Origin of the sequence: Cytobacillus sp. NCCP-133 (genome assembly GCF_026011715.1) — a bacterium.
GTDB lineage: Bacteria > Bacillota > Bacilli > Bacillales > Cytobacillaceae > Cytobacillus.
This window is the reverse complement of sequence record NZ_BRVM01000025.1, coordinates 1-26688: the sequence shown is the minus strand read 5'-3', so window position 1 is coordinate 26688 and position 26688 is coordinate 1. Positions and strand designations below refer to the sequence as shown.

The 26688-nt window shown below is 40.3% G+C and carries 18 protein-coding genes and 1 pseudogene; 14 read left to right on the top strand and 5 right to left on the bottom strand.

From position 1 onward, the window contains the following. Positions 1 to 20: 20 nt before the first annotated feature. The 6 genes and pseudogenes from NCCP133_RS19605 (at position 21) to NCCP133_RS19580 (ending at position 7660) form a co-directional block, all read left to right on the top strand. Positions 21 to 638: a hypothetical protein gene (locus NCCP133_RS19605; protein ID WP_264806930.1), complete on the top strand. Its 618-nt coding sequence runs from the start codon at positions 21 to 23 to the stop codon at positions 636 to 638. Between the two features lie 652 nt (positions 639 to 1290). Next, positions 1291 to 2700, top strand: coding sequence for a sigma-54 interaction domain-containing protein (locus NCCP133_RS19600; protein WP_264806929.1), 1410 nt, complete (start codon positions 1291 to 1293; stop codon positions 2698 to 2700). Positions 2701 to 2819: 119 nt separating this feature from the next. Further along, positions 2820 to 3566: an acetoacetate decarboxylase family protein gene (locus NCCP133_RS19595; protein ID WP_264806928.1), complete on the top strand. Its 747-nt coding sequence runs from the start codon at positions 2820 to 2822 to the stop codon at positions 3564 to 3566. Positions 3567 to 3674: 108 nt separating this feature from the next. Then, positions 3675 to 5126, top strand: coding sequence for a sodium/proline symporter (locus NCCP133_RS19590; protein WP_264806927.1), 1452 nt, complete (start codon positions 3675 to 3677; stop codon positions 5124 to 5126). Continuing rightward, positions 5123 to 5839 (top strand): acetoacetate decarboxylase family protein, encoded by a 717-nt coding sequence (locus NCCP133_RS19585; protein WP_264806926.1) that lies wholly within the window; start codon positions 5123 to 5125, stop codon positions 5837 to 5839. Before NCCP133_RS19590 ends, NCCP133_RS19585 begins: the two co-directional genes overlap by 4 nt. Positions 5840 to 6093: 254 nt before the next feature. Next, positions 6094 to 7660, top strand: a pseudogene (locus tag NCCP133_RS19580) (IS3 family transposase). 276 nt (positions 7661 to 7936) lie between these two features. Here the strand turns inward: NCCP133_RS19580 and NCCP133_RS19575 are convergent. Further along, positions 7937 to 10189 carry an AAA domain-containing protein gene (locus tag NCCP133_RS19575; RefSeq protein ID WP_264806924.1) on the bottom strand — a complete coding sequence of 751 codons (2253 nt, stop codon included), beginning with the start codon at positions 10187 to 10189 and terminating at the stop codon, positions 7937 to 7939. A 679-nt stretch (positions 10190 to 10868) separates the two neighbouring features. Between NCCP133_RS19575 and NCCP133_RS19570 the strand changes: the two genes are divergently transcribed. From NCCP133_RS19570 to purU, 7 genes are all read left to right on the top strand, one after another. Continuing rightward, a complete protein-coding gene (locus NCCP133_RS19570) occupies positions 10869 to 11864 on the top strand; it encodes a thiamine pyrophosphate-dependent dehydrogenase E1 component subunit alpha (RefSeq protein WP_264806923.1) in 996 nt (331 codons plus the stop codon). A 63-nt stretch (positions 11865 to 11927) separates the two neighbouring features. Next, positions 11928 to 12956: an alpha-ketoacid dehydrogenase subunit beta gene (locus NCCP133_RS19565; RefSeq protein ID WP_264806921.1), complete on the top strand. Its 1029-nt coding sequence runs from the start codon at positions 11928 to 11930 to the stop codon at positions 12954 to 12956. An 18-nt stretch (positions 12957 to 12974) separates the two neighbouring features. After that, positions 12975 to 14207 (top strand): dihydrolipoamide acetyltransferase family protein, encoded by a 1233-nt coding sequence (locus NCCP133_RS19560; protein ID WP_264806920.1) that lies wholly within the window; start codon positions 12975 to 12977, stop codon positions 14205 to 14207. Positions 14208 to 14222: 15 nt separating this feature from the next. After that, positions 14223 to 15602, top strand: coding sequence for a dihydrolipoyl dehydrogenase (gene lpdA / locus NCCP133_RS19555; RefSeq protein WP_264806919.1), 1380 nt, complete (start codon positions 14223 to 14225; stop codon positions 15600 to 15602). Positions 15603 to 15618: 16 nt separating this feature from the next. Continuing rightward, complete coding sequence (locus NCCP133_RS19550; RefSeq protein WP_264806918.1) at positions 15619 to 16677, top strand: 2,3-butanediol dehydrogenase; 1059 nt, start codon at positions 15619 to 15621, stop codon at positions 16675 to 16677. Between the two features lie 190 nt (positions 16678 to 16867). Further along, positions 16868 to 18751, top strand: a complete 1884-nt coding sequence (locus NCCP133_RS19545) for a sigma-54-dependent Fis family transcriptional regulator (RefSeq protein ID WP_264806917.1) — start codon at positions 16868 to 16870, stop codon at positions 18749 to 18751. A 699-nt stretch (positions 18752 to 19450) separates the two neighbouring features. Next, positions 19451 to 20350 (top strand): formyltetrahydrofolate deformylase, encoded by a 900-nt coding sequence (purU, locus tag NCCP133_RS19540; RefSeq protein WP_264806916.1) that lies wholly within the window; start codon positions 19451 to 19453, stop codon positions 20348 to 20350. A gap of 1156 nt (positions 20351 to 21506) precedes the next feature. Here the strand turns inward: purU and NCCP133_RS19530 are convergent. The 4 genes from NCCP133_RS19530 to NCCP133_RS19515 form a co-directional block, all read right to left on the bottom strand. After that, complete coding sequence (locus NCCP133_RS19530) at positions 21507 to 22622, bottom strand: GerAB/ArcD/ProY family transporter (RefSeq protein WP_264806915.1); 1116 nt, start codon at positions 22620 to 22622, stop codon at positions 21507 to 21509. A 19-nt stretch (positions 22623 to 22641) separates the two neighbouring features. After that, complete coding sequence (locus tag NCCP133_RS19525; RefSeq protein WP_264806914.1) at positions 22642 to 22875, bottom strand: hypothetical protein; 234 nt, start codon at positions 22873 to 22875, stop codon at positions 22642 to 22644. A 580-nt stretch (positions 22876 to 23455) separates the two neighbouring features. Further along, positions 23456 to 24049 carry a GerAB/ArcD/ProY family transporter gene (locus NCCP133_RS19520; RefSeq protein ID WP_264806913.1) on the bottom strand — a complete coding sequence of 198 codons (594 nt, stop codon included), beginning with the start codon at positions 24047 to 24049 and terminating at the stop codon, positions 23456 to 23458. Beyond that, a complete protein-coding gene (locus NCCP133_RS19515) occupies positions 24049 to 24555 on the bottom strand; it encodes a spore germination protein (protein WP_264806912.1) in 507 nt (168 codons plus the stop codon). Before NCCP133_RS19515 ends, NCCP133_RS19520 begins: the two co-directional genes overlap by 1 nt. Positions 24556 to 24852: 297 nt before the next feature. Here NCCP133_RS19515 and NCCP133_RS19510 point away from each other — a divergent pair, with 297 nt between their 5' ends. Further along, entirely contained in the window at positions 24853 to 26457 is a 1605-nt protein-coding gene (locus NCCP133_RS19510) for a spore germination protein (protein ID WP_264806911.1), read from the top strand. Positions 26458 to 26688: the final 231 nt, after the last annotated feature.

Sequence of the window (26688 nt, the reverse complement as noted above, 5' to 3'; positions counted from 1 at the left end):
CTAAAAGGGGAGTTAAAACGATGAAAAAGCTTATTGTATTTATGTCATTTATGATCGTTCTGTTAAGTGCATGTTCTGATGGTGAAAAGACGGCAGGTAAAAAAGAGGCTGGTACTGAAAAAAAGACTGAGGAAAGTGAAGCCGTTGAAGTTGATAAAGGCCTATTAAACGTTGAGGTAACCTTGCCAGCTTCCATGTTCGAAGGAGAAGATGCAGATAGCTCCCTTGCAGAAGCCGAAAAGGAAGGCATTAAAGTCACCAAGAATGATGATGGCTCAGTCACGTATAAAATGTCTAAAGCTAAGCATAAAGAAATGATGAAAGAAATGCAGACAGAACTGGAGAGAACCATTGCTGATACGAAGAATGGCGAAGATTACCCATCTGTGAAAGAAGTTACCAACAACAAGGACTTTTCAGAGTTTACATTGGAAGTCGACAGAGAAGCTTATGAAAATAGCTTTGATGGATTTGCTGTTTTTGGACTGGGGCTTTCCGGAATGTTTTATCAGCTATTCAATGGTGTTGATCCAGAGGACTATGAGGTAAAGATATTGGTGAAGGATACTGCGACAGGCGAGGTATTTAATGAGGTTATTTATCCTGATGCACTGGAAGAGGCAGGGGACGAATCCTAATAGAAATGGCTTGGCTAATAACAAACATAGGGGCGGTTCTGGCGATTCACTCTGATACGCTGGAACCGTCCCTGTGTTTTTCCTGTGTTTTTTCTTGCTGTCTACCAGGCTGCCGAAGAAGCTGTTCACAGGGCAAGGCGCTGAAAATGAGACATTCCGGAATGTTGACTATTTTAAAGGGGACGCCAAAATCTACAAAGCAGATTCAGGAAAAAGCAGAGCATAAGCAGGAGAAAGATGTCATTCCTTTTTTAAAAAACATTTGTTGAATGAGTAGCTGTTTGCTGAAAGTGAAGTCGAGGCAATCGAATTATGACGAGGCAGCAGAGGTCAATGCTGTAAATTTCAATGATGAAATTCCATATTAGAATGGTGCTGTTAACTGATGTATACGTCTCTGGTTAGACTTAAGCGTACACAAGGCAATGGAGGAGAATGTTGCCGGCGGGGTAAAGCGATGATTCTATCTCTCCTAGTACTCTAAAACTTTACTTTTCAAAGGGACAGGGTTTTTTTCTTGAAATTCCATCTGACATCACTACAATAACTGCAATTTCGGAACACAGGACTATTTATATTACATGTCGAAAGAAATGATAAACGTTTATTAATTATGAAGGGAGAGAAGGGAGCTAATTAAAGCTCAATACCTATGACAATAGACGAGTGGAAGACGGATATTCTTGAAAAGATTCGTGTAGGAATTATGGCTATTGATTGTAACTATAACATTACATTTGTAAATAAAGGGGCTTCTGCAATAGGGATTAGTGCTTTGTCAGTAACAGGTTTGTCGATTTTTGAAGTGTTTCCGAATTTAAAAGAGAGTGAGAGTACGTTTTGTAAAGTGATTCAGACAGGAAGATCTGTAATTGACAGAATTCAAACCTTTGTAACAAGTAAGGGCGAACGGCGGACAGCTCTGACATCAACATTTCCAATCATTCAGGACGGAAAAATTGTTGGGGCGTATGAGTTGTTTGAAGATGTTTCAGCTGTTACACGGCTTGCTGATGAGCTGGAAACGTTACGAAGGGAAAAGGGAATTGCCAAAAGAAAACAGCCAACGAAAGCAAGAGAAACAATGGAAACTAATATAATTGGATTATCTAAATCGATGAGAGATGTCAAAAATGCGATCCCTAAGCTGGCTGGAACTTCTTCACCATTATTATTATATGGAGAAACCGGAACCGGGAAAGAAGTTATTGTCAATGCGATTGCCACTGATAGCGGGTGCAGCTTAATTAGCCAAAACTGTGCGGCTATACCGGAGAATCTCTTGGAATCTATTTTATTTGGTACAACTAAAGGAAGTTTTACAGGTGCAGAAGATCGCAAAGGACTTTTTGAACAAGCAGATGGAGGAATTCTATTTCTAGATGAAATCAATTCCCTTCCGCTTACTCTTCAGGCCAAATTGCTGCGGGTTGTTCAAGAGAAGAAGGTTCGGCGGTTAGGCGATACGAAAGAGATGTCAATTAACATTAGATTTATAGCTGCGACAAATGTTCATCCTTCTTCTTTGTTAGAGTCCGGTAAAATGCGCAGTGATTTGTACTATCGTCTGCATGTTATGTATCTTGAGCTTCCACCACTTAGAAACAGAAAAATAGATATCCTGCCTTTGACCATGCATTTTATATCTTACTTCAACGAGGAACTATGCAAGGATGTTCAAGGTATTGAAGAAGAGGCGTTGGTCACTTTAAAAAAACATAATTGGCCGGGAAACGTAAGGGAATTACGGAATTGGATTGAACGGGCTATGAATCATGTTGAGGGTTCGATGATAACTAAAAAAGATTTACAGCAGCACTCCTATTTAGCAATTGAGAACCAGTCCGAGAACTTCCAGCCCTCATTGGGTCTTTCTCTCAGAGAACAGTTGAAAAGAGCGGAAGAAAGTATGATTAAACAAGAGCTGGAACGTACTCATGGGAATGTTTCAAAAGCGGCGAGGAGACTAGAGCTCCCTCAGCAGACAATGAGCAGAAAAATTAAGGAGTATGACTTACAAAGTTATGTTTATGAGTTGAAGTTATTAAATACCCAAAATTGAGTAATTACCCATAAAAATACTCGAAAATGAGTAGAGTTTTGGTGAAAGTGCCATTTCTTAACTGAATTCATTTTGGCACAACTCTTGCAGACTATATAGGCAGAAGGGAGAGGAATGAAATGAAAAAGAATATTTATGAAATTTTACCGGAATATGCACCTCTTTATCCTAGTCTGCCTTATGTCTACAAGGACTATGAAAAAATTAGCATCTATGCAAAAGGGAAGAAGGAAATCCTAAAAACGTTTTTGCCAGCAGAATTTGAGTTAACTGGAGATATTTTTGAGGTTTTTGTTCTGAAGAACAATGAAGTAGAAGGATTAGATCCCTATTCAGAAGGAGGGCTCATAATACCATGCCAATATAAGAATCAAAAAGGAGCTGTTATGGCTTTTGAATATGTGGATTCAGATGATGCCTTATGTGCAGGAAGAGAAATTTGGGGCTATCCCAAAAAGCTTGGGAAGGTTACTTTTGAGAAAAACGGCACTTCAATAACAGGGAAAGTTTTCAGAAAAGGAAAAGAAATTATTAACGTAACACTAGTTAAGGAGAATATGGATGTTGAAGTACCAGTTCTGTTTCCAAGACTTCAGGTTAAAAGAATGCCCGGAGTTGAAAATGGAAAAATGGATCTGAATTTTGTAGTGCATAACGAGTTCCATCAAGTTTTTACAATAGATGAATGGTTTGGGAGAGCTTCATTGCAATGGGAAGAATCCGCTCAGGATCCTCTATCGCTTCTTGGTCCAACAGAAGTTCTTGGAGGAAAGTATGTGAGAGGGGGGTTTACACTAGATTATGGGAAGATCATTGATAGGCTGCCATTGACGAAAGCTGCACTTTCATCAAAAGGAGGCGTTTGAAATGAAAAATGAATTGTTAATTTGGTTTTTCTATGTTATTTCTCCAATTTTGGGTCTGGTATTAACTTTTGTTTTTAATAAGTTTGCTTCCCGAAAGGATGAGATGAAATGATTGCTGTATTCATTGGATACTTGATTCTTGTATTTTTTGTAGGATTTGCAGCACAGCGTTTCATCTCTAAAAGTGAGGAAGGCTATTACTTGGGAGACCGTAACTTTGGACCAGTGGCAACTGCAATATCCGCTGGGGCCTCAGATACAAGCGGATGGATTTTTATTGGAGCTGCCGGGTATTCCTATGTTGCCGGAATCTCTACAATGTGGATGCTCCCTGGTTTTATTGCTGGATATCTATTAAATTGGTTTGTAGTAGCTCCCCGCTTTCGGCGTTCAGGAAAAGAATTAGGGGCATTGAGTTTGCCAGACTACTTTAGTATGCGATTTCACGATCCGAAGAACTCATTGAAGATATTAGCAGCAACTATTATTGCTATTTTCTTTATCGCGTATATGGCTTCACAATTGACTGCAGCAGGCAAGGCTTTAAATGCCATAATTGATTTTGATTATAACTGGGGATTAGTGCTGTCTGCAGCGTTTGTAATCGGCTATTCCATATTTGGAGGATACCGTTCTGTTATCTGGACTGACGTAACCCAAGGTCTGATTATGATGGCGGTCCTTGTTATATTCCCTCTCTATATGATTTTATTTCAGCTTGGCGGTTTCAGAGAGTTTTTCACGACATTGGAAATGATTGATCCTGTTCTATTATCAACAGGCGGGGGTACAAGTGGTGCTGTAGGGTTCGGTGTAATCCTTGGCTTGATAGGGTTTGGTTTAGGGGAACCGGGGCAGCCGCATATCATTCAGCGTTTTTTATCTGCTAAAGATGATGAAACGATTCGACAAGGTTCTGTTATTGCCATGGTTTGGGTCATTATTGTTATGACCGGCTCCAATTTGCTTGGATTAATTGGTAGAATCCTCGTGCCAGTAATTGATGATCCAGAGTATATTTTTCCTCAAGTCACTATGGATATCATGCACCCGATCATAGCAGGAATTGTAATTGGAGCTATTTTTGCAGCCATCCAATCCACTTTTTCTTCACAATTAATGGTTGCTACACAGTCTATTGCAAGTGATTTGTTAAAGTCTATGACTAATAAAGAATATACGTCAAAACAAAATGTGACTATCAGCCGTATAACGATGATTTTGTTGGGTGTATTATCAACCGGACTTGCTTTATTGAACTTAAAAGCCGTTTTCGATCTTGTATTATATGCATGGGCAGGGCTTGCAGCCAGTTTTGGCCCGTTATTAATTTTCTGCTTGTATTCAAATAAGGTAACACGGCAGGGTGCGTTTTGGGGAATGATTACTGGTTCTGTTGTAACTATCGTTTGGATCAACGCATCTTTATCCAGCTATATTTATGAAATTATTCCTGGAATGCTGTCTGCCGCTATTGTAATTTATTTCGTAAGCAAATCAACTGTAAAGAAAGAGACGAAGCTAAAAAAAGTCCATGATCTGAAGGAGGATATTACTTGAATAACGCACCCTTACACGCACCATTGTATCCCTCGCCGTTTGTACCATATGAATGTTTAGGGCAGAAATCATTGGCTGTTTATTTTCGACCAAATCGTAAAATACTCGAAGAATGGGTAAGAACAACTCCATATAAATTAGAAGAGGAAATTGCTGCAGTCGTAGCCACTGATTTTTCAAGCTGCGATAAACTGGGTTTTATGGACTTCTCTATTATTGTTCCAGTATCGTACGAAGGGAAAAAAGGTGGATGGTATGTGTTTGAATACGAAAACAATGATGCTGCCATCGCTGCAGGAAGAGAGCTTTGGGGCTATCCCAAAAAGTATGCTTCAATCACCCTAGAAGAACAAGATGATCGGATAATTGGCAAAGCACAGAGAAAAGATGGATTAATGATTGAGATTGCAGGTGAATGGGAAGAAGAGAATGATCTTGAAGAGATCACGCTCACACCTCACTTCAACATTAGGACAATTCCAAATCCAGATAAACCAGGCGTATGGAAGCATCAGCTTATAGAAAGAAACACAGCCCCAGACTTTAATTTACTCAGGAGCAAAACGATGAAAGGTTCAATAAAAATTGAAGGAACAACTGATAATCCAGTGCACCTATTAGACACGGGTGATGTTTTAGGTGCTTGCTTTACTGAAGGAGATTTCTTTGCAACAGAGAAAAACGGATGGGGTAAAGTTATAAAGGAATGGTGAGTTCTGGTTAAGTTTATTTATTACAGAAAATATTTGCTTATACTGGTTCTCTTATGTATGAAATTTATTAAAGGGCTAGACATTTTTTATATCGTTCCAGTCAAGCAGCTACTTACATCCTTTAGATTGGTTTCATAATATAGAACACTTTTAATGAACTTATGTTTTCTTTTAGGACGTCCCCCTCTGTTAGGATAGATGTCGTAGGATGCTTTAGTGTTATAGTTAAGTAAATAACACGGAGGTTGATCGATATGACAGGGAAAAATAGAATACGATATTCGCAGGAACAAAAAGATGTCATTGTTAAACGCATGATGCCACCGAATAATGAATCAGTGACCCTAATTGCTAAAGAAGAAGGCATCACAGAAGTGACATTGTACAAGTGGCGTAAGGAAGCGCGCACAGCTGGTGTAGCAACGCCAGGGAATGGCCAAACAAGCGATAAATGGAGCAGCCAGGATAAGTTTTTAATCGTGATGGAGACGTTCGCATTGAATGAGTCGGAGCTTGCAGAGTATTGTCGTAAGAAAGGTCTCTATCGAGAACAGATTGAAGCATGGAAGAGTGTGTGTCTTCAGGCAAATGGTCAGGCATTCGATCAAGCGAAACAGTTGAATGGCGTATTAAAGGAAGAACAGAAGCGTGCTAAACAATTGGAAAAAGAGCTACAAAAGAAGGAAAAAGCGCTAGCTGAAGCTGCGGCGTTATTACTTTTGCGAAAAAAGGCCCAAGCGATTTGGGGGGACGACGAGGAAGAATGATTAACCCATCAAATCGCGCATTAGCTGTAGAACTCATCCAAGAAGCAAATCAATCAGGTGCGCGATTAGCAAAGGCTTGCGAGGAACTTCATATTAGCGTTCGAACATATGAGCGCTGGGTGGCAGGGGGGATGTGAAGGTCGATCAACGACCACTTGCAAAAAGACCAGTGCCGAAAAATAAGTTGTCTGAGGAAGAAAAAGAGGAAATACTGACGGTTGTCAAACAAGAAGAATATGCCGATTTACCACCGACGCAAATTGTACCAAAACTTGCGGACAAAGGAACTTATATTGCATCTGAATCCACATTTTATCGTGTGTTACGTGAAGAAAAAATGCAACATCACCGCGGTCGTAGTCAAAGGCCTGAGCGAAGAATCCCTGAGAGTCATCTAGCAACATCGCCAAACCAGGTATGGACTTGGGACATTACGTGGCTTGGTGGACCTGTGAAAGGTTTGTATTATCGACTCTATTTAATTCTCGATCTATTTAGTAGAAAAGTAGTTGGCTGGGAAGTTTGGGAAACAGAAGAGGCAAAACACGCCGAAACGCTCGTGAAAAAAGCAGTCATCAATGAAAAAATCCATGGCGCACCACTTGTGTTGCATTCGGATAATGGTAGCCCAATGAAAGCTGAAACATTCTTAAGTTTACTAGAGAAATTGGGCATTCAAAGCTCCTTTTCAAGACCGCGTGTGAGTAATGATAATCCATACTCAGAAGCGATGTTTCGGACACTCAAATATCGACCTGAATTCCCACATAAAGGTTTTGCTTCACTCAAAGAAGCAAGGCAATGGGCACAGCAATTTGTCCAATGGTACAACGAGATTCACCTGCATAGTGGATTGAATTTTGTGACCCCTGTACAGTGTCATACGGGGGAACACGTAGTCATATTGGAAAAGCGAAAGGACGTATATGAAGCAGCAAAGGCAAAGCATCCAGAGCGTTGGGCACGAGGCACAAGAAATTGGACACCAAGTGAACAAGTAGCACTTAATCCAATGCGAGATGAGGGGAAAACCGAAGCATTGAGGAAACCATAATATTCCCTTTTCCCTAGTGATTTGAATCGAAAGCACACTTTTCCTTTCGATTCAAATCACTAGGCCAGCAAGCGCAGCGCGGTAGCCTTGACTGAACTCGGGGTTTGACGACATTTTCAATATACTAAAGTAACTAAATACGACATCTATATTGACAAACACCGGGTGGTGAGCTCAGGTTAACCACAATTTAAGAAAGGCGATCAAAAAACCAAAACGAAAGGAGAAGTAGTTTATCTTAAATATCTGGATTTTGTGTCTTGACAGAGGGATACATTACATTCGGCCATCAACGCGGACGTCTTTCACGATATACCAGGCATCTTTCACGACTTTTGGCCTCATTAAAGGGACGCCGAGTCCTTTTCCTTCTTTCAAGTGAGCATGAAGCAAGGATACGTCCGACAGAAGCTGAGATAATGGAACTTGGTCAGTACCATGAATTTCAGTTAAACTATGCTTTGATGCAAGAGTCTTGATCTTACTAAGCGATTCCATGACCTGTGTATAAAACTCTCCCCAGGGTCTGAACCTATTCTGTAATAGATCCTGGAAAGCTGAAGATAGCCATTGCTGCTTTTTCATTGCAATCTGGTTGGATAGGGAAGACATCTCATTAAGTAATTTATTGAGCAAAGCTTGCTGGTCTTTAGTTAGGCTTGATTGTATCTCAAGTTTATCTTGATTTGCGGTTTCGCAGTTTTTAATTTCTTCATTTAAGGAAGATTCACGCTTAACATTTCCAGCGAATGTTTCTTCACCATCTAATAGATCATGAGGTGGAAATGATAATTGAATCTCCTTCTGAATATTCTTATTTAGAAGAGATAATAATTCCAGGAGTTCTGCTGCCTCAGAGTTGGTAATAGGGCATTCGGCCTCCATATCCAAGTGGTCTTTGAGCCAGGAATAGTTATCTTGTTCTTCATATATTGTCATAGCAATTTTTTGAGCTGTTCCCTGGTAATCACCATCTAGCAGACTATGCTGAAATGTTTCTTTCTCCCTGATTGATCTCATTTTGTTTTGCAGGATTGCTTTCTCTTTACGCATTTCTTTAAGTTGAGTTGTCAGTTCAGCAATCTCATTGGACATCATGTCTGAATTCCAGGTATCACGCTTGTTCGAAATCGTTTGAACGACCTTTTCTAAATCTTTGAAGGATTTGGAATCGGCGCCAAGCAAGCTAACACATAGACTTTGCAGTTCTTCTGGGATTTTACCTTTTAATACCTTAAGTGCTCTTGCCGTTTCACTTGTTATGAGTACTCTTTTTCCTGTAGAAAGCAAGTGAGAAATCAAATTGGCAATCGTATGGCTTTTTCCTGTACCAGGAGGTCCCTGTACTAAAACTCCATTTCTAGTTTCCAAATTCTTGATTATCTTTTGTTGATCCTCATTCGCTTCAAGAGGGAAGTATATAGTTGAATCAACTGGTACGGTGCCGGTTGATTGGTTATCTTGCGTGCCGGCAGATAGATGGAAATCATCAATTTCTTCAAAAATCCTCTTAATGCCTTGAGGAATTTCTTCGCCTGACTCCTTCACATTTTCTACAATTGTATTACATGCCTGCTGGAATCCTTTTTCAGTCCGCTTCCTTAAAATAAGGGCAGGACTATAAAAAATGCTGGGTTCTTTCGATGTTTCCCTCGTATTTGCTAACTCATTTTCATGGAATGTTCCATTTGACGATAATGAAAAAGCAAAGGACCTGCAAATTGAATTTAATAGATTTTGATTCCAGAAAGACTCCTGTAATTCTTCCAATTTTTCCGCAATAGGCAATAAAGCTTTGTTATCTAATCTGTTGCTTAATTCAAGCATATCCTGCTCTAGTTCAGGCTTAATTCCTTCTGATGATGGCATGACTCGTATAATTCCATTATTGGCATCAAATTGAAACGCACATGAAGCGGTCACTATATGCCTGTGAATGACTTGGTTATTAGGATCCTTCCAATTCAATAGCCCAACAGCGGCTATGAGTTCATACTGATCCCCGAGCTTTTTCTGTTTTTGATAAATGGAGAATAACTTCGTGTATATACTTTGGACTTTTTCATATCGTTCAAATTCTTCTTTCCACACATTCCATTTACCTGCTAAGTAGAAATCAAACTTACGCTGTATATCTGAATGATCTTCCAAATATAAATATTTTTGCTCAGCCTCAGCATCAGTTTCATCCTGGTCTGTATCATCCTGAGAATCAGGATTTGGGATTTTTTCTAAAAGGGCAGGGGCAGTGGTGTCTTCTGGTTTGTAAGCAGAGCTTATCCAGTCCTTTAAAGCTTTAGGCGGATGTGGAAAAACTGGCTTCACTGGTTTTTTGATCTCCACCCAAGTATCTTTCACCTTTGAAATAAGCGGTGAAATACAACCATTTTCATCTGGGATTTCATTTAAAAATACGTAGTTCTCGTAGTTTTGTAGATCTCTAACCAGTGGGGCTTTTAATAAAGAAAGTTCTTTTAAATATGTAAATAACCTGATTGTTTTATCTATATGTATATCAGTATTATTCAAATTAAATCATCCTTTCAGCAAAAACTACATCTTTTTACAAAATATGCATAATACAACTGTATATTATATCATGGTAAAAATGATCTGGTTTATGGATTTTTTTCTTTATGTGTTACATATTAACGAATTAAAATTATATGAAGAGGGCTTTATTATATATTACTAAATGACCTAACTAAAAATTGTATAAGGTCTTTTCAGATGGATCAAATATATAAGTAATTGTACAGTAGAAAAGATAAGTTTCTCAGTAATTTGCAGTCCGGGAATATGATTATTTCTTGGGAGAGTGAACGCATCGCATTCAAGTTGGTTTTTATGCTCCATTTGACGAAGTGTTTTGATTTATTGCCTCTGTGGCAAGCTCTTGTAGGAATGATGGATAGTGCTTATTTTTGTGCAGGCTGGAGTGATTTCATGTTGCCGGTTTCATTTATGATGTTGCTGGAACTAATCTTGAGGAGCGAGAATGGAGGTAACCACCGTTAGGGTCTCCCGGTTGCAAAATAGAAACCCTTTTTAATAGAAACAAAAGTAGACAAATCGAGACACTGTCTCAATTTGTCTATTTTTTTTGAGCAAAAATTACCCTGAAACGCTGAAATCAGTGCCATAGCTTCTTGGCACGGTTCTTGCAACTAATTTATCTGAAATCTATTTTTCCAAGGAGGCTGAAAGAATGAAAGCATTGGAAAGCAGTAAAGATGTAGCTTTAACGAAGGAAAAAGCCCAGTGGATGTATCAAAGAATGGTTGAAATCCGAAATTTTGAGGACAGAGTTCATGAGTTGTTTGCAAAGGGAATCCTGCCGGGATTTGTTCATTTATATGCTGGGGAGGAAGCTGTCGCTGTTGGGGTTTGTGCTCATTTAAATGACAAGGACAGCATAACAAGCACCCATCGCGGACATGGGCACTGCATTGCTAAAGGCTGTGATTTGGATGGAATGATGGCTGAAATTTATGGAAAAGTTACAGGGCTATGTAAAGGAAAGGGCGGATCCATGCATATTGCCGATTTTGATATAGGGATGCTTGGAGCCAATGGCATTGTAGGTGGAGGCTTTCCGCTCGCCTGTGGTTCAGCACTAACAGCCAAGTATAAAAAGACCGATAATGTAAGCGTTTGCTTTTTTGGTGACGGTGCTCAGAATCATGGAACTTTCCATGAAGGAATTAATTTGGCTGCGATCTGGAAGCTTCCGGTTGTCTTTGTTGCTGAAAATAATGGATATGCAGAAGCGACTCCATTTTCGTACGCATCGAGCTGTAAGTCCATTGTGGACCGGGCAATTGCCTACAATATTCCGGGCATCAAAGTCGATGGAAAGGATGTTCTGGCTGTTTACCAGGCTGCCGAGGAAGCCGTTCAAAGGGCAAGGCGCGGGGAAGGTCCGACACTGATTGAATGTGTGACATACCGGAATTATGGCCACTTTGAGGGAGATGCCCAAACCTACAAAGGAGATCAGGAAAAAGCAGAGCATAAGCAGGAAAAAGATGCCATTCTTCTCTTTAGAAAGCACCTGTTGAATGAGCAGCTGCTTGCTGAAAGTGAAGTCGTGGCTATTGAAAAATCTGTCGAAGCAGCAGTGGACCAGGCTGTAAAGTTTAGTGAAGAAAGTCCATACCCGAATGCATCCGAGCTGTTAACGGACGTATATGTCTCTTATTAGTTTTAAGAGTATACAACGCAAAGTTTTGTCTCAGGACAGTTTAAATAAAAGGAGGAATCTTTCATGACAAGAAAGTTAAGTATGTCAGGGGCCATCAATGAGGCTATGAAACTAGCGATGCGCAAGGATGAGAATGTCATTTTAATGGGTGAGGATGTTGCCGGAGGAGCTCAGGTTGACCACTTGCAGGATGAAGATGCCTGGGGCGGTGTGCTTGGGGTCACGAAAGGTCTTGTGCAGGAATTTGGCCGGGAGCGGATTTTAGATACACCGATTACGGAAGCGGGGTATATGGGAGCAGCGATGGCTGCGGCATCTACCGGACTGCGTCCCATTGCCGAATTAATGTTTAATGATTTTATTGGAAGCTGTTTGGACGAGGTTTTAAATCAGGGAGCAAAATTCCGTTACATGTTTGGCGGCAAGGCCCAGGTTCCCGTGACGATTCGGACTATGCATGGCGCCGGATTCAGAGCAGCTGCCCAGCACTCTCAAAGCTTATATGCACTATTTACTGCGATTCCTGGTGTGAAAGTGGTCGTTCCATCAACGCCATATGAAGCCAAGGGATTATTGCTTGCTGCAATCGAGGATAATGACCCTGTCATCTTTTTTGAAGACAAGACCCTCTATAACATGACAGGTGATGTCCCGGAAGGCTATTATACGATTCCAATCGGCAAAGCAGATATTAAAAGGGAAGGTTCGGACGTGACGGTTGTAGCCATAGGGAAGCAGGTTCATACCGCTTTGGAGGCTGCGGAACAGCTTTCTCAAAAAGGAATTGAAATAGAAGTTGTTGATCCGCGGAGCCTGTCGCCATTGGATGAAGAAGCGATTCTTTCATCAGTAGAAAAGACAAACAGACTCATTGTGATAGATGAAGCCAATCCAAGATGCAGTATAGCGACAGATATAGCCGCACTGGTGGCTGACAAAGGATTCGATCATCTTGATGCACCAGTAAAACGGATCACAGCTCCTCATACTCCGGTACCATTCTCACCGCCGCTGGAGGATATTTATCTGCCAAAAGCAGAACGAGTGGTGAAAGTGGTATCGGAGTTATTAGGAACACCTCTTGAAGTGTAATGGGAAGGCGGGATAACCATGTCAGTAGAAGTTGTAATGCCAAAATTGGGAATGGCCATGAAAGAAGGTACGGTATCCATATGGAACAAGCAGGTCGGGGATCAGGTTGGAAAAGGAGAACCGATTGCCAGTGTTAGCTCGGAAAAAATTGAAATTGATGTAGAATCTCCAGCAGAAGGAACATTATTGGAAATTGCCGTTCCTGAAGGGGAAGGAGTCCCGCCAGGAGCTGTTATTTGTTATATCGGGAAACCGGGTGAAAAAATTGCTCCGGTGAGTGACTCTGTACAAACCCAGGAGCCTAAAGGAGATGCTGAATCTCCAGTAAAAGAAACACCAGAGAAGAGCAAGCAGGTGAAATCCGGTGGAGACCGCGTGAAAATTTCTCCAGTAGCCAGAAAAATGGCAGAAGCAGGCGGCATCAATATTAGTGAAATCCAGGGTACAGGACCTGGCGGAAGAATTACGAAGGAAGATGTCCAGGAAGCTTTGAAACAATCACGTGAGCATAAGGCAGAGAAGAAGCAAATAGACAAATCAGCAGCTTTAGAACCGGCTGAACAGGCTCAGGAAATGAAGGTTTCTGGCATTCGAAAGGTTATTGCAGGCAGAATGCATGATAGCCTGCAGCAGACAGCACAGCTGACGATGAACATGAAGGTGGATGTGACGGAATTAATCGCTCTGCAGAAGCAAACAGCCGAAACGGTTCAAAATCGTTATGAAAATAAACTGACTATGACTGACTTTATTGCACGTGCGGTAGTGCTTTCGCTTCAGCAGCATCCGCAAATGAATAGTGCTTATATCAATGAAACGATTCATTTATTCAAGCATGTGCATCTTGGAATGGCAGTTGCTGTTGATAAGGGCTTGGTTGTTCCAGTTATTCGCCATTCTGAAAAGTGTTCGATCATTGAATTATCAAGCAGCATTAAAGCTTTGGCAAAAAAGGCAAGGGAAGGGCAGTTGAGCAGTGACGAGATGCAGGGATCTACATTTACGATCAGTAATCTTGGCTCTTACGGTGTGGAACATTTCACCCCCATCTTAAATCCGCCGGAATCAGGAATTCTTGGGGTCGGCGCTTTCTATGATACTCCAGTTTTTAAGGCGGAAACAATTGTCAAAAGAAGCATCCTGCCACTCAGTCTGACGTTTGACCACCGTGTCCTTGATGGAGCACCGGCTGCAGCATTTTTACAATCGGTCAAACAGTTTTTAGAAGAGCCAGTAACGATGCTTTTATAGAAAGAAGGGAATGCTTTGGGATCGATCGCAATTATTGGAGGTGGACCTGCTGGATATGTAGCTGCCATTACTGCTGCCCAGCAGGGACAGGAAGTGACCATTATTGACCAAGGGCCACTTGGAGGAACATGTTTAAATGAAGGCTGTATGCCAACAAAATCTCTTTTAGAAAGTGCTGAAGTGTACAGTCAGCTATATCATGCCAATAAGTTTGGGATTCGTCTGCCATCTGGGCAAATAGAAATTGATTGGAATGCAGTTCAGGATCGTAAAAACAGGATCGTTTCAACTCTTGTTCTTGGGATTCAATATTTAATGAAGAAACATAAAGTGAAAATAATAAAAGGATCTGCCTCTTTTAAATCAAGTCAGGTTCTGCAGGTGGAGAGCAATGGACATCAGCAGGAGATTAAGGCAGATAAAATCATAATAGCGACAGGCTCGGAACCTGTCCCATTGCCCTTCGCTCCCTTTGATGGAGAATGGGTGATTCATAGCGGCCAGGCAATGTCGCTTCAGTCGATCCCGTCCTCACTGCTGATTATCGGCGGAGGTGTAATCGGCTGTGAGTTTGCCAGTATTTTCAGCAGAATGGGTACAAAAGTGACCATTGTCGAGATGGCAAATCAGCTGCTTCCAGGTGAAGATCACGATATCGCCAGGATCTTACATAAACAGCTTGAAGAAGATGGTGCAGCTATATATACTTCTGCCGCTCTCAAGGATTTGGAATCAGCCCGAAAGAAAGCGTTCATTGAAGACGATAAGGGCCTCCATGAAATTCAGGCAGACCGGGTTCTCGTTTCTATTGGCCGCAAACCAAAAGTAAATCACTTGGGCATCGAGGGGATAGGGATTGATTTCTCAAATCAGGGGATCCATGTTAATGACCAAATGCAAACAAACATCCCGACAATTTATGCATGCGGTGATGTAATTGGAGGAATTCAGCTTGCCCATATGGCTTTCCACGAAGGAAAAGTGGCGGCTTTAAATGCCTGCGGGATGGATGCCGAGGTTTATGCCAGTGCTGTTCCCCGCTGTATTTACACATCACCTGAAATTGCTGGTGTTGGCTTAACAGAAAAGCAGGCAAGAGAACAATATGGCGATATCAGAATAGGTGAGTTTCCATTCTCGGCAAATGGCAAGGCGCTAATCGCCAATGAACAGGCTGGAAAAGTAAAGGTTATTATCGATCCGGAATTCGGAGAAATCCTTGGTATCTCCATCGTGGGAGCCCATGCAACAGAGCTTATAGGGCAAGGAGCTGTCATGCTTCATGCAGAATTGACAGCAGACATAATGGAGAACTTCATTGCAGCACATCCAACCCTTTCCGAAGCAGTTCATGAAGCGCTGCTAAGTGCCGTTGGTCATGCTGTGCATGTATAAAAAGGGAGGTATATGATTGAAAGCTGCTCTTTGGTATGATACAAAAGATATCCGTGTCGAAACTATTCCTGAGCCTTCTCTTGAAAGAGATCAGGTGAAAGTAAAGGTCTATTATTGTGGCATATGCGGGTCAGATCTGCATGAATATTTGGCAGGCCCCATTTTTATCCCAGTAGAAGAAGCCCACCCCATATCAAAGGATAAAGCGCCGATTGTCATGGGCCATGAGTTTGCTGGGGTGGTCTCTGCTGTTGGGGAAGATGTGACTGGAATTAAAGTGGGTGACCGCGTTTGCGTAGAGCCGATTTACAGTTGCGGAACATGCCATTCTTGCCGGAAAGGACATTATAATGTTTGTGAACAATTAGGGTTTATAGGTCTGTCTGGCGGATTAGGCGGCTTCTCAGAATACAGTGTGGTGCCATCTAAGATGATTCATAAAATTCCGGATAATATGACATGGGAACAAGCAGCTCTAGTTGAGCCAGCAGCTGTTGCCGTTCACGCTGTCCGCCAAAGCGACATGAAGATCGGGGATTCAGTCGCTGTTATTGGTACTGGGCCTATCGGTTTGTTGGTTATTCAAGCAGCTAAGGCTGCGGGTGCAAGTAAAATTGTTGCGGTCGAGGTTTCCCCAGAACGAAGAGACTTTGCAGAACAGGCTGGAGCAGACCTTATCATTGATCCTTTAGAAAGAGACCCCATTCAAGCCATAAAAGAATTTACAAATGAGCTTGGAGTTGATGTCGCATTCGAGGTAGCCGGAATCGAGGCTACTATTTATACAGCAATTGAATCGACAAAACCTGAAGGGAATGTAGTAAATATCAGCATATGGGAAAAGCCTGCCAGCATTCCGGTAAACCAATTTATTTTAACAGAGAGAAAAATGACTAGTATCATAGCTTATCGAAACATCTTCCCGCAAGTTATTCAATTGATTGCCAATGGACAAATTAGAGCAACAGAGTTAATCACGAAAAAGATTTCCCTTGATCAAATCGTTACTGAAGGGTTTGAAGCACTCACGAAAAATAAAAACCAAATTAAAATATTGGTAGATCCATCATTATAAGATAATTTCAGGCTTCGTGCTAATGCGCGAAGTTTATTTTTTTTGAATATTCATAATAAGAGATCATTGTTTATTGAAAGCGGATACATAATTTAATATAATAAACTTGAATTGCCTATAACACCCAGATTCTCTTTTTCTAATGAAATAAATGTATGCCGGAAAATTTTTTCTAATAAGAGGGGGCTCTATGGATACGACTTTTTATTTTGATACTTGGAAGCGATTTGTTCATGAAGGTGTTCTTGATCAAGCACGATTAGACAAACGAATATTGGAATCCTGGTACCGATGTAAAAAAGAAAGAGTAAACCCATATTTGAATAAAGGCATGCATTTATTAACTGAAGAGGAATTACATAATAAGAAAGCTAAAAATTCACTGCTTATCGAAATGACTGACCCATATTTAAAGAAGATGGATCCGATGATAAAAAGTTCAGGCATGATGGCATTATTGGTCGATCCGGATGGATATGTATTATCCCTATTAGGGAACGAAAAAACATTAAAGGATGCCCGCAGAATTAACTTTATGGAAGGCGTACGCTGGACTGAGGCTGCTGTCGGGACAAATGCAATCGGAACGGCACTGGAAACTAAAGAAGCCGTCATGATTCAGGGCCCTGAGCATTACTCTGTGGCTTCTCATCAATGGAGCTGCTCTGCGACTCCCATCTTGGATGATAATGGAGGATTACTGGGAGTCATTGATGTTTCATGTCCCGTAGAGCAATCTCATCCTTTTATGATTGGCATGGTGACTTCGATTGCTTATGCTATTGAAAAAGAATTAATCAAGAGATCCCACAGCAAAGAAATCACTCTTGTCCAGCAAGCAGCCCAATTAGCTGAGACCCATCACAGCCAGCTCTTCATTGTATGCAATCAACACAAACAAATCATATCCGCAAGTAAACCCATCCGTGAAAAAATACCACATGTCATTGGTATGAATCTGCAGGGAATGCTGCATAACAGATATCAAATTAATGCTGAAATGCCACTCTATGTAAATGAAGGCAATGGCATGAATGGAATCTGCTTTTTTCTGTCAGAAGTAAATACTCATCATCAACACGTATTTCCTTCTTCAACAAGACCAGCAGACTCCTTTGTATTTAAAGGGGAAAGTGGAATAAGTGAGGTATTTCAAAGAACGTTACAAAAAGTAAAGCTCGTAGCTCCAACCGATGCTACCGTATTCATTTCAGGGGAAACGGGTACAGGGAAAGAGATGGTTGCAAGGGCCATTCACGAAAACAGCCGCCGCAAAAACGGCCCTTTCATCTCTTTGAATTGCGGGGCCATTCCTAAAGACCTTATGGAAAGTGAGCTCTTTGGGTATGCAGAGGGGGCATTTACCGGGGCCAAGCGTCAAGGGTATAAAGGGAAATTTGAACAAGCTCAAAAGGGAACGATTTTTCTTGATGAAATTGGTGAAATTCCGCATACGATGCAGGTCGCTTTACTACGGGTCCTTCAGGAAAGGAAAGTCACTCCGATTGGCGGCACTAAAGAAGTACCTTTGGATGTCCGGATTATAACGGCCACACATCGTGACATTACGGATCTTGTAAAACGGAGAGAATTCCGAGAGGACCTTTATTACCGGTTAAATGTTTATCCGATTGATGTTCCGCCTTTAAGAAATAGAAAAGAAGATATCCCGTATCTTATTAAGCATATTTGCCAAAGGAACAACTGGAGCTTAAATCGCATGAGCATTCAAGATCTGATCACTAGTTTAAGAGACTATGACTGGCCGGGAAACATAAGGGAACTGACCAACCTGTTAGAGAGGCTGCACATTATGCTTCCAGAACAACTTTCAGGCCATCTCCCTTTAGAACAGCCCTTAGAGCTATTATACTTGCATCATCCATCACCTCCAGAGTATTCGATTGAAGAAAGAAGCGCGGAAGAAACAAGATTAAACGCACGGGAGAAAATACAAAGAGATTTAATGCTGGACGCATTAAAACGGACAAATGGAAATGTAACAGCAGCAGCAAAATTCCTTGGTATTCCACGAAGTACATTTTATAAAAGACTAAAGAAGTTTGGAATGTGAGTATAGGAAACTAGGGACGGTTCTTTTGCTTTCGGGAAGAAAGTAAGGGAACCGTTTTTGACATGTATCTGTATGATGGAAGGTTCCATTGGACTGCCCAAAAGGTGCCAAATCCTCGGTGTGTTTAAGAATTAACTCACCGTAGGAGGGCACCTTTATTATTTGCAAGGTAGACATGGTCCCTTTTCTGTAAGGTCGAATCCAATCATTAACCTAATTTAACTTTAAGGCTGTTTTCGCAAAATTTGTTTCTTTTTTAACAAAGAAAAATAAGGTTGGTTGATTGCGTAAGGTGCGAGACTCCAGCGGGAGGAATGGGACAGGTGAGACCCCACAGGCGCTGCGTGCGAGGATGCTCACCGCCCGCCCCGCGGTTCGCTGAGCATCCTGCAACGGAAATCAACCTCTCCTCACTCTTTGTTTTTTAATCACAAAATCATAAAAAAACAACAATCTTATAGCAAAGAGCCAACTTTAAAAAAGAGCTGCCGCTTATTCGAGTATCTCTTTCTCGTAGACATTCCACTCGAAGAAGTGCCTGTCTGTCCATTCCACTGAAAGGGCTAGCATCAAGATTTCAGCTTTACTCCATGTTTACGATCCCATAAAAGCCAAATAAATAACTTTATAAAAAAATATGCTTTTAAATCCAGAACAATAAGTCTAATATAGTTATTAAAATTAAAAAAGGAGATTCATATGAATTCATCTATTCAAGATCAACTTCAAGTATTTAGAGAGAGTCAAAAAAACAGGGGGCGGCTGCTTATCAATTGTCCTGATCAATCAGGTATTGTGGCTGCTGTATCGCAGTTTCTGTTCCAGCATGATGCGAATATTATTGAATCGAGTCAATATTCAACAAATCCAGAGGGTGGCACCTTTTTTATCCGAATCGAGTTTGAATGTCCTGGTTTACAGGCAAAGGAAGAAGAGTTGAAGAGTCAGTTTAAGGAAATCGCAGAAACATTTTCAATGGAATGGAAATTAGCATTTGTCTATGAATTGAAGAAGACAGCTATTTTTGTATCAAAAGAGCTTCATTGTTTACGTGAACTGTTATGGGAATGGCAAAGCGGTGATTTGCTTACCGACATCGCTCTTATTGTGAGCAATCACGAGGAATCAAGACAAATTGCAGAATCCTTGCAAATTCCATTCTTCTACATACCTGCAAGTAAAGAAAATAGAGAGGAAGTGGAAGAAAGACAGCTGCAGCTTTTAAAAGAATTTGATATTGACTTAATCATCTTAGCAAGATATATGCAAATTTTGACGCCAGCTTTTGTTCGAGCTCATCCATTCAAGATCATTAATATTCATCACTCCTTCCTTCCTGCATTTGTTGGTGCGAGGCCATATGATCGAGCCTATCAGCGCGGAGTAAAAATAATTGGGGCAACGTCTCATTATGTTACAAACGATCTCGACGAAGGACCCATCATTGAACAAGATATCAAGCGTGTTGACCACCGGGATGATATAAATGATCTAAAAAAGAGCGGACGTTCGATTGAACGAAGTGTTCTTGCCAGAGCAGTTAAATGGCATTTAGAAGACCGAATTATTGTTCATGAAAACAAAACGATTGTTTTTTAAATAAAAGGTGCGGACTGCTCCGTAAAAGGAAAAGACCGCTAAAATGAACAAGTAATGGCTTAATGAGTGCTGCTGTACATCCCATAAAAACGAGTGCCTGTCCCCAAGTCTAGTATAGCTTTACCGGACTAGGGGACAGGCACCTTTTACACATCAAATTCGAGCCTGATTTTCTTTTCTTTATTACTTGCCTTTATTGGCTTTGTCAGCACTTTCTGCTGGAGTGTCTTTGGTTCCATTTTTCAATCCTTCCTGGCTAAGTATAGAAATCAATTTAATATCACAATGGCATTGTTATTGGTGTTTAGTGCCGGTTCGATTCTTTTGGAATATTTCAGCAAGTAAAATGATATTGAATCTAAAGGCCTTTCCATCAGTTGATTAATGTACTGGGAACAGGCCCTTTTTGTGTTTTCATTCAGATCCAATGTAGTTATCCTTTGAAAAAGCTTACTTAGCATTGGATCTATTGCTACCTGGCTATTAAATTTTCTTATTTTTACTGGCAAAAATCTTACGCAGCTCCTATATCAGATGAAATGAGATATGGTTTTCCTGCAGGAGTTGGAGCGAAGAATGCGAATCCTGCTCGTTACAAAGAAAAGGTATCTTGTGAAATAGCAGCTAGCTTTAATTCTCACTGAAATTGGAGTCCAGTAAATAAGGAAACTGGCAAAACAGAAGTGGAGAAAATCGAACAATTAGTAAGGATGGAATGAAAGGTTAATTAAAGAGAGCAGGAGCTTTCATTTGATAGCTCCTCTTTATTTTAGGCTCTGTTAACTTGCCTGTTGATTTCCGCTCCAGGCACTCAGCGAACCGCGGGCAGTCCGGGAGCCTACTCAAGCGCTAAGCCTCCGGGGTCTCCCTTTGATCCGCACTCCCGTAGGACTTTGAATAAACATCATTGAAAACACACCGCACGAAGGAAATGCGAATGCATTTTCGAGGATCTCGCACCTTCCGCTCCAATCAGCAGGGTGCAAAAATCAACATTAAGCCTTAATACAGCCTTATTTTAAGGAAGACCGGAAATCAAATGAGCTCATATGCATTTGACATGGGTGATGTCATTGTAGATAGTGAACCTGTGTTTAAAAAACTGAATGCACATCTATGCTTAACTCAGTATTTCCAAGAGGATTAGGATCCCAGTTTATCTTTTCTTTTCCTCACTTATAGGTTTAACATATCTTCGAACTGCAACGATTCCAAACAAAAGCAGTGGAAGAAAAAGCCCAAATGTTAAAGCATAAGATGTCCATATATTTAGGATAATGCTAACTACATAAACGATATTAGGACTGCTTACAATGGAAAGAACAATAAGAATCATCCCTAAAGGAAATACTAGCATCCGATACTCTTTAAGGTTCAATAATTGTGCAAGACTTAAAGTAGATACATAAAAACAAATAGTCAATTTATAAAAGATAGAAATAAACCACATGATTGCTACGATGGCTTCTATCCTCTGTAAAAAATTCCCTATGTTTATTTTTTGGGCCAGATAATAGCTTGGATATAAATTTCTCGTTGTGTAATCTGGACCCTCAACCAGGATAGCCAGAGCCGTCAGTAGGGTTATAATCACTCCCCCCATCCAAGTTCCTATGAAAAGAGCCTTTCCAGCTTCTTTTGGTTTATTCACATAGGGGAAGATCATCAAGAAAATAACCAGCTCCAGGAAAGGAAAACCGATAAATAGAAGGGTACTACGCAGTATGGGATTTATTCCATTTTCAAGAATCGGCTGTATTTTTTCCACCTCGATTTGAGGAGAAGCCAAGATGACAAGCAAAAGAAAAAACACGATAAACAATGGAAATAAAATTTCTCCGGAGCGCGCTATCGTTTCAAGGCCATGCCGTGTTCCCATCATGACAATGATGAGAAATATGATATGGATGGATTGGATCGGCGTTTCTGGCATGAATTGCGTTGTAATGAAATCTCCTATATTGCGAAGAACGAGTGCTGCCAGGAGAAATGAAAAAGTAAAAAACAAAAGAGAGACGGCTTTTCCTATCCATTTTCCAAGTATTTTCTCGCTATATTCAACCAAAGTCATATCGGAATATAATTTTCCCAGTGATTGATATAACCATGCTAATAATACCCCTACTACCACTCCAAGTATTGCAGCTAACCAAGCATCCTGTTTGGCCTCGGAAGAAAGCATGGAGGGGGCTAATAAGAGAGAGCTTCCTGTCGTAAACATAATGACTAATACTGTAAATTGCCTGCCATTAATTTTTCCTTTTTCCAGCATCTCTTTCCCTCCTTCCTTACTACTTGAATAAACCGAATAGAAAATCACTAAATGGCTTATAAACAACATTAATCCAATCTAAAGGATTCGGGAGATCTATCTGCAATCCCTGGGCTATATTTAACCCAGTCCCAAAAAGGAGCAGGATCCCAAATACCCATAGTTCCCGTTTTAATCCTTTTTTCAACAGGGAAGGAACTTCGATAATCACAATCACAATAACTACTAAAAGAATTCCTAAAATTGCAATCATACAGATTTACTCCTTTCCTTCTTTTAGGAAGGACTGGCCCACTGAACCTATGCATCGTATTTTGCACACCTTCACATGTACGGGAAATTCCACATATTTCTGAATCCGGGTCGTTCGGTATTGTAAACGATAGCTTACATAAAGTTCATTTTCCTTCATCCTTGCTTCTTGATTTTTTCAAGAGGGAAATTCCTATAGTATAGTACCCACCCGTCTTTTCTTGACATTTGTTTTTAAATCTAACGGCAACCAGTAAATTTCCTGGTCCAATCTTCCTTATTCTTTTCCTTTCTTATTAGAAATAAGCAAGGATAGGGAAACCAGGGGAAATATTTATTTTATACTTGGTAAAATTGACGAAAATACAGGAGATGAACGTGTTGTTGATGTTCTTTTAAAATGGATTGAAAAAAAACAAACAAATATACTCTCGAAATTATCCTGCAGAATAAAAAGTGTGGAAGACAGTTAATAATTTTAAAAGTTGTTAAAGACGAACGTGCGGTTATCAGGCACGATGCAATCCATAGCCTAATGGGGAGTAAAATGCTCGGCTATAGGAGTATTAGACCATCGTAAGTTAATCCGTATTACTGCTGCTAAAAAGTATACGAATAGAAGCGATGATGATTAACAGCAATGGGATAACAAATTCAAACTGGGGAAAGACAGACCTAAGAACCATTTTCCCCTGTTCTGCATGCTCAATAAAATTATCAGTTGCGACCATGGAAGTATAAAGGATCATCCCTCCTATGGGTAACACAAGCATGCGGTGACTTTTAACTTTGAATAAGTCGGCTGCACTAATCACTGCTGCGTAAGCAAATACAGTTACTTTAAAAAAGTCACCAATAATTAAAACAGCCATCGCCAAACCGTCCAAGCTTTTTATAAATCCGCCTATATTTATTTTTTCGACCATTTTCAACAAAGGAAACACAGTGTTCGATAATCCATTTACACCAAGAACAGTGATTTCAAGCACAATGGTCATAGTTAAAATTAAACCGCTTAAAATAGTGGCAGCCATTCCAAATTTCATCCCATATTCCGGTTTATTTAAGTATGGAAGAATCACAGTAAAACAAATTAATTCACCGTAAGGGAAAAAAACACGATCAGGAAATGCGGTTATTAAAACGGGGCGCCATCCATTTTCTAAAACAGGCATCAATCTCTCAAACTGAACAATATTTGAACCAATTGTGAAAAAAATGTCAAAACCACCATAGAAAAGACTATAACAATAAATAGTTCTCCAGCTCTTGCGATCACTTCCATTCCATGTTGCAGCGCATAACAAACGAGCATGATCATTATCGCGCTCATTACAACCATGGGAGTTTCACTAAATTCGAGCAAAAAAAGTTCACTAGATTCCCTTAAATCTCTTGATGACCCATAGATAAAAAATAAAATGTATGACAAAGCTATTATCCAGCCTATATATTTTCCGAAAATTTTTTGGATGTAACTTGTCAATAGCAAATTCGGAAAATGGTGATATAAGTAAAAATATTGGAGCAATAAAACGATACCGCCTGTTAATCCTAATAATTCCGCCAGCCAAGCGTCCTGCTTCGCCTCTACTCCCAAAGGGACAATAAGGGCGGTTCCCAGCTCAAATAAAACTATTAATGAAAATAACTGCCAAGGGCTAATTTTTGAGTTTTCCATTTTTGAGCCTCCAAAAGAAACCAACTAGGTTTATTATGTAATAAAAATAGATTCCTTATTAATTCTTCAGTTATTATTTCATGTCAGAATTACTGAAAAAATTCCAAAGCCCTAAATCCTTCAGAATGATATTTTGATTTTATCGGAATTTTGTCGCTTATATTTAGTCTGGTAATTTCATATTCCATTTGTTTAAAACTGGATGGTCTAGAAAAATTTCTGCTTGCAGTTAATATCAACTAATAATCTCAACTAATGCAGGAAAATCTAGATATAAGAAGTGACTTGGAGGGTAATATGAGATTCTTAAATAAATCGTTTAAAAATCGTCGGGAACAATCATTGTCTTCACTAAACAATCAAAATGAAGATCTTACTCAGAAGGACGAGTTAAATGCTAGCCTTAGTCAAAATATCAAAAAAGTAAAGGAAACTCTTGGGAACAGTGATGATATTATCATCAGGGAAGTTCGCGTTGGAAAGGAAAGAAAACTAAAGGCGGGAATTTTTTATACCGAAGGCTTAATTGATGCGCCCTCAATTCAAAATTTCATTCTGGAATCCTTAATGTTTCATATGCAGGACATTGATATAGACAAAAATGTTTCTTTTAAGGATTCCCCTTTGCAGGTGTTGAAAGAGTCTGTTTTGGCAGTCGGAGATTTAAAAGAGTTAACCGACTACAAAAATTTTTTTAATTTGCTGTTAGCAGGCAATGTCATTCTATTACTGGACGGGTATACACAAGGTTTTGCAATTGGAATGCAGGGTGGAAAGGACCGCGGCGTGTCAGAAGCAACAAGTGAAAATACGGTGCGTGGTCCAAAAGAAGCTTATTCAGAAAGTTTACGGACTAATACAGCATTGCTGCGGCGTAAAATTAACAATCAAAATCTTTGGTTCGAAAATAAGAAGATCGGGACTGTTACAAAAACGAACGTTACGATTGCCTATATTAAAGATATCGTAAATGACAAAGTGGTAGAGGAAGTTCGTCAGCGTCTTGATCGAATTGATATTGATGGGATTTTAGAAACCGGTTATGTCGAAGAGTTGATTCAGGATGAAACATTTACACCTTTCCCAACTATTTTCAATACAGAACGACCTGATGTAACTGCCGCTAATTTACTGGAAGGGCGTGTTGCTATTTTTGTTGACGGAAGTCCGCATGCACTTATAGTTCCATCACTGTTTGTTCAATTTTTTCAAACTGCCGATGATTATTATCAGCGGGCAGATATTGTCACTCTTCTCCGTATTCTGCGATATATCGGATTTGTTATTGCGTTGCTGGGTCCATCACTTTACATCGCCATCACGACATTTCATCAGGAAATGCTGCCGACTCCGCTTCTCATAAACCTGGCTGCTCAACGAGAAGGGGTCCCGTTTCCTGCCTTCATCGAAGCGCTCATGATGGAAGTCACCTTTGAAATTTTGCGCGAAGCCGGTGTTCGAATGCCGAGAACCATCGGGCAAGCTGTTTCGATTGTTGGGACACTAGTAATTGGAACTGCAGCAGTGGATGCTGGCATTGTCTCTGCAGCAATGGTTATTGTCGTGGCGATTACAGCGATTTCAAGCTTTGTTGTCAGTTCTTTCAACCTATCCATTTCGGTAAGAATGCTGCGTTTTGTTTTTATGGGACTGGCTGCCTCTTTTGGATTATTCGGAATAATTGTCAGCTTGATCGCTCTTAGTCTTCATTTATGCAGTTTACGATCATTTGGGATACCCTATATGTCACCGCTTGCTCCATTTAATATGGAAGATCAAAAAGACGTAATGTTCCGATTTCCGCATTGGGGATTATTTTCACGTCCGCGTTTAATCAGCCAGAAAAATGTAAAGCGAGAAGATACTCCTTTACCAAAGCCTGATCCTCGCAAACAAAAGTAGATATTTGAGAAAAGGTGATTAACTTTTGAAAATATGCTTTTTAAAAAATTTTCGTATAGAAAAATGGCTGAAAATAAAAACCCGGATTTCGTGTTTTAAAGGTTTTGAAAGGATAATGAGAACAAAATATTCGTTCGCACGATAAAAGCAGAATTAACTAACTCAACTTTCGCAGAGTGAAATCGGCAAATAAGCCTTGATGTAACTGGGCAGACCGCCAATCCAAAGCTG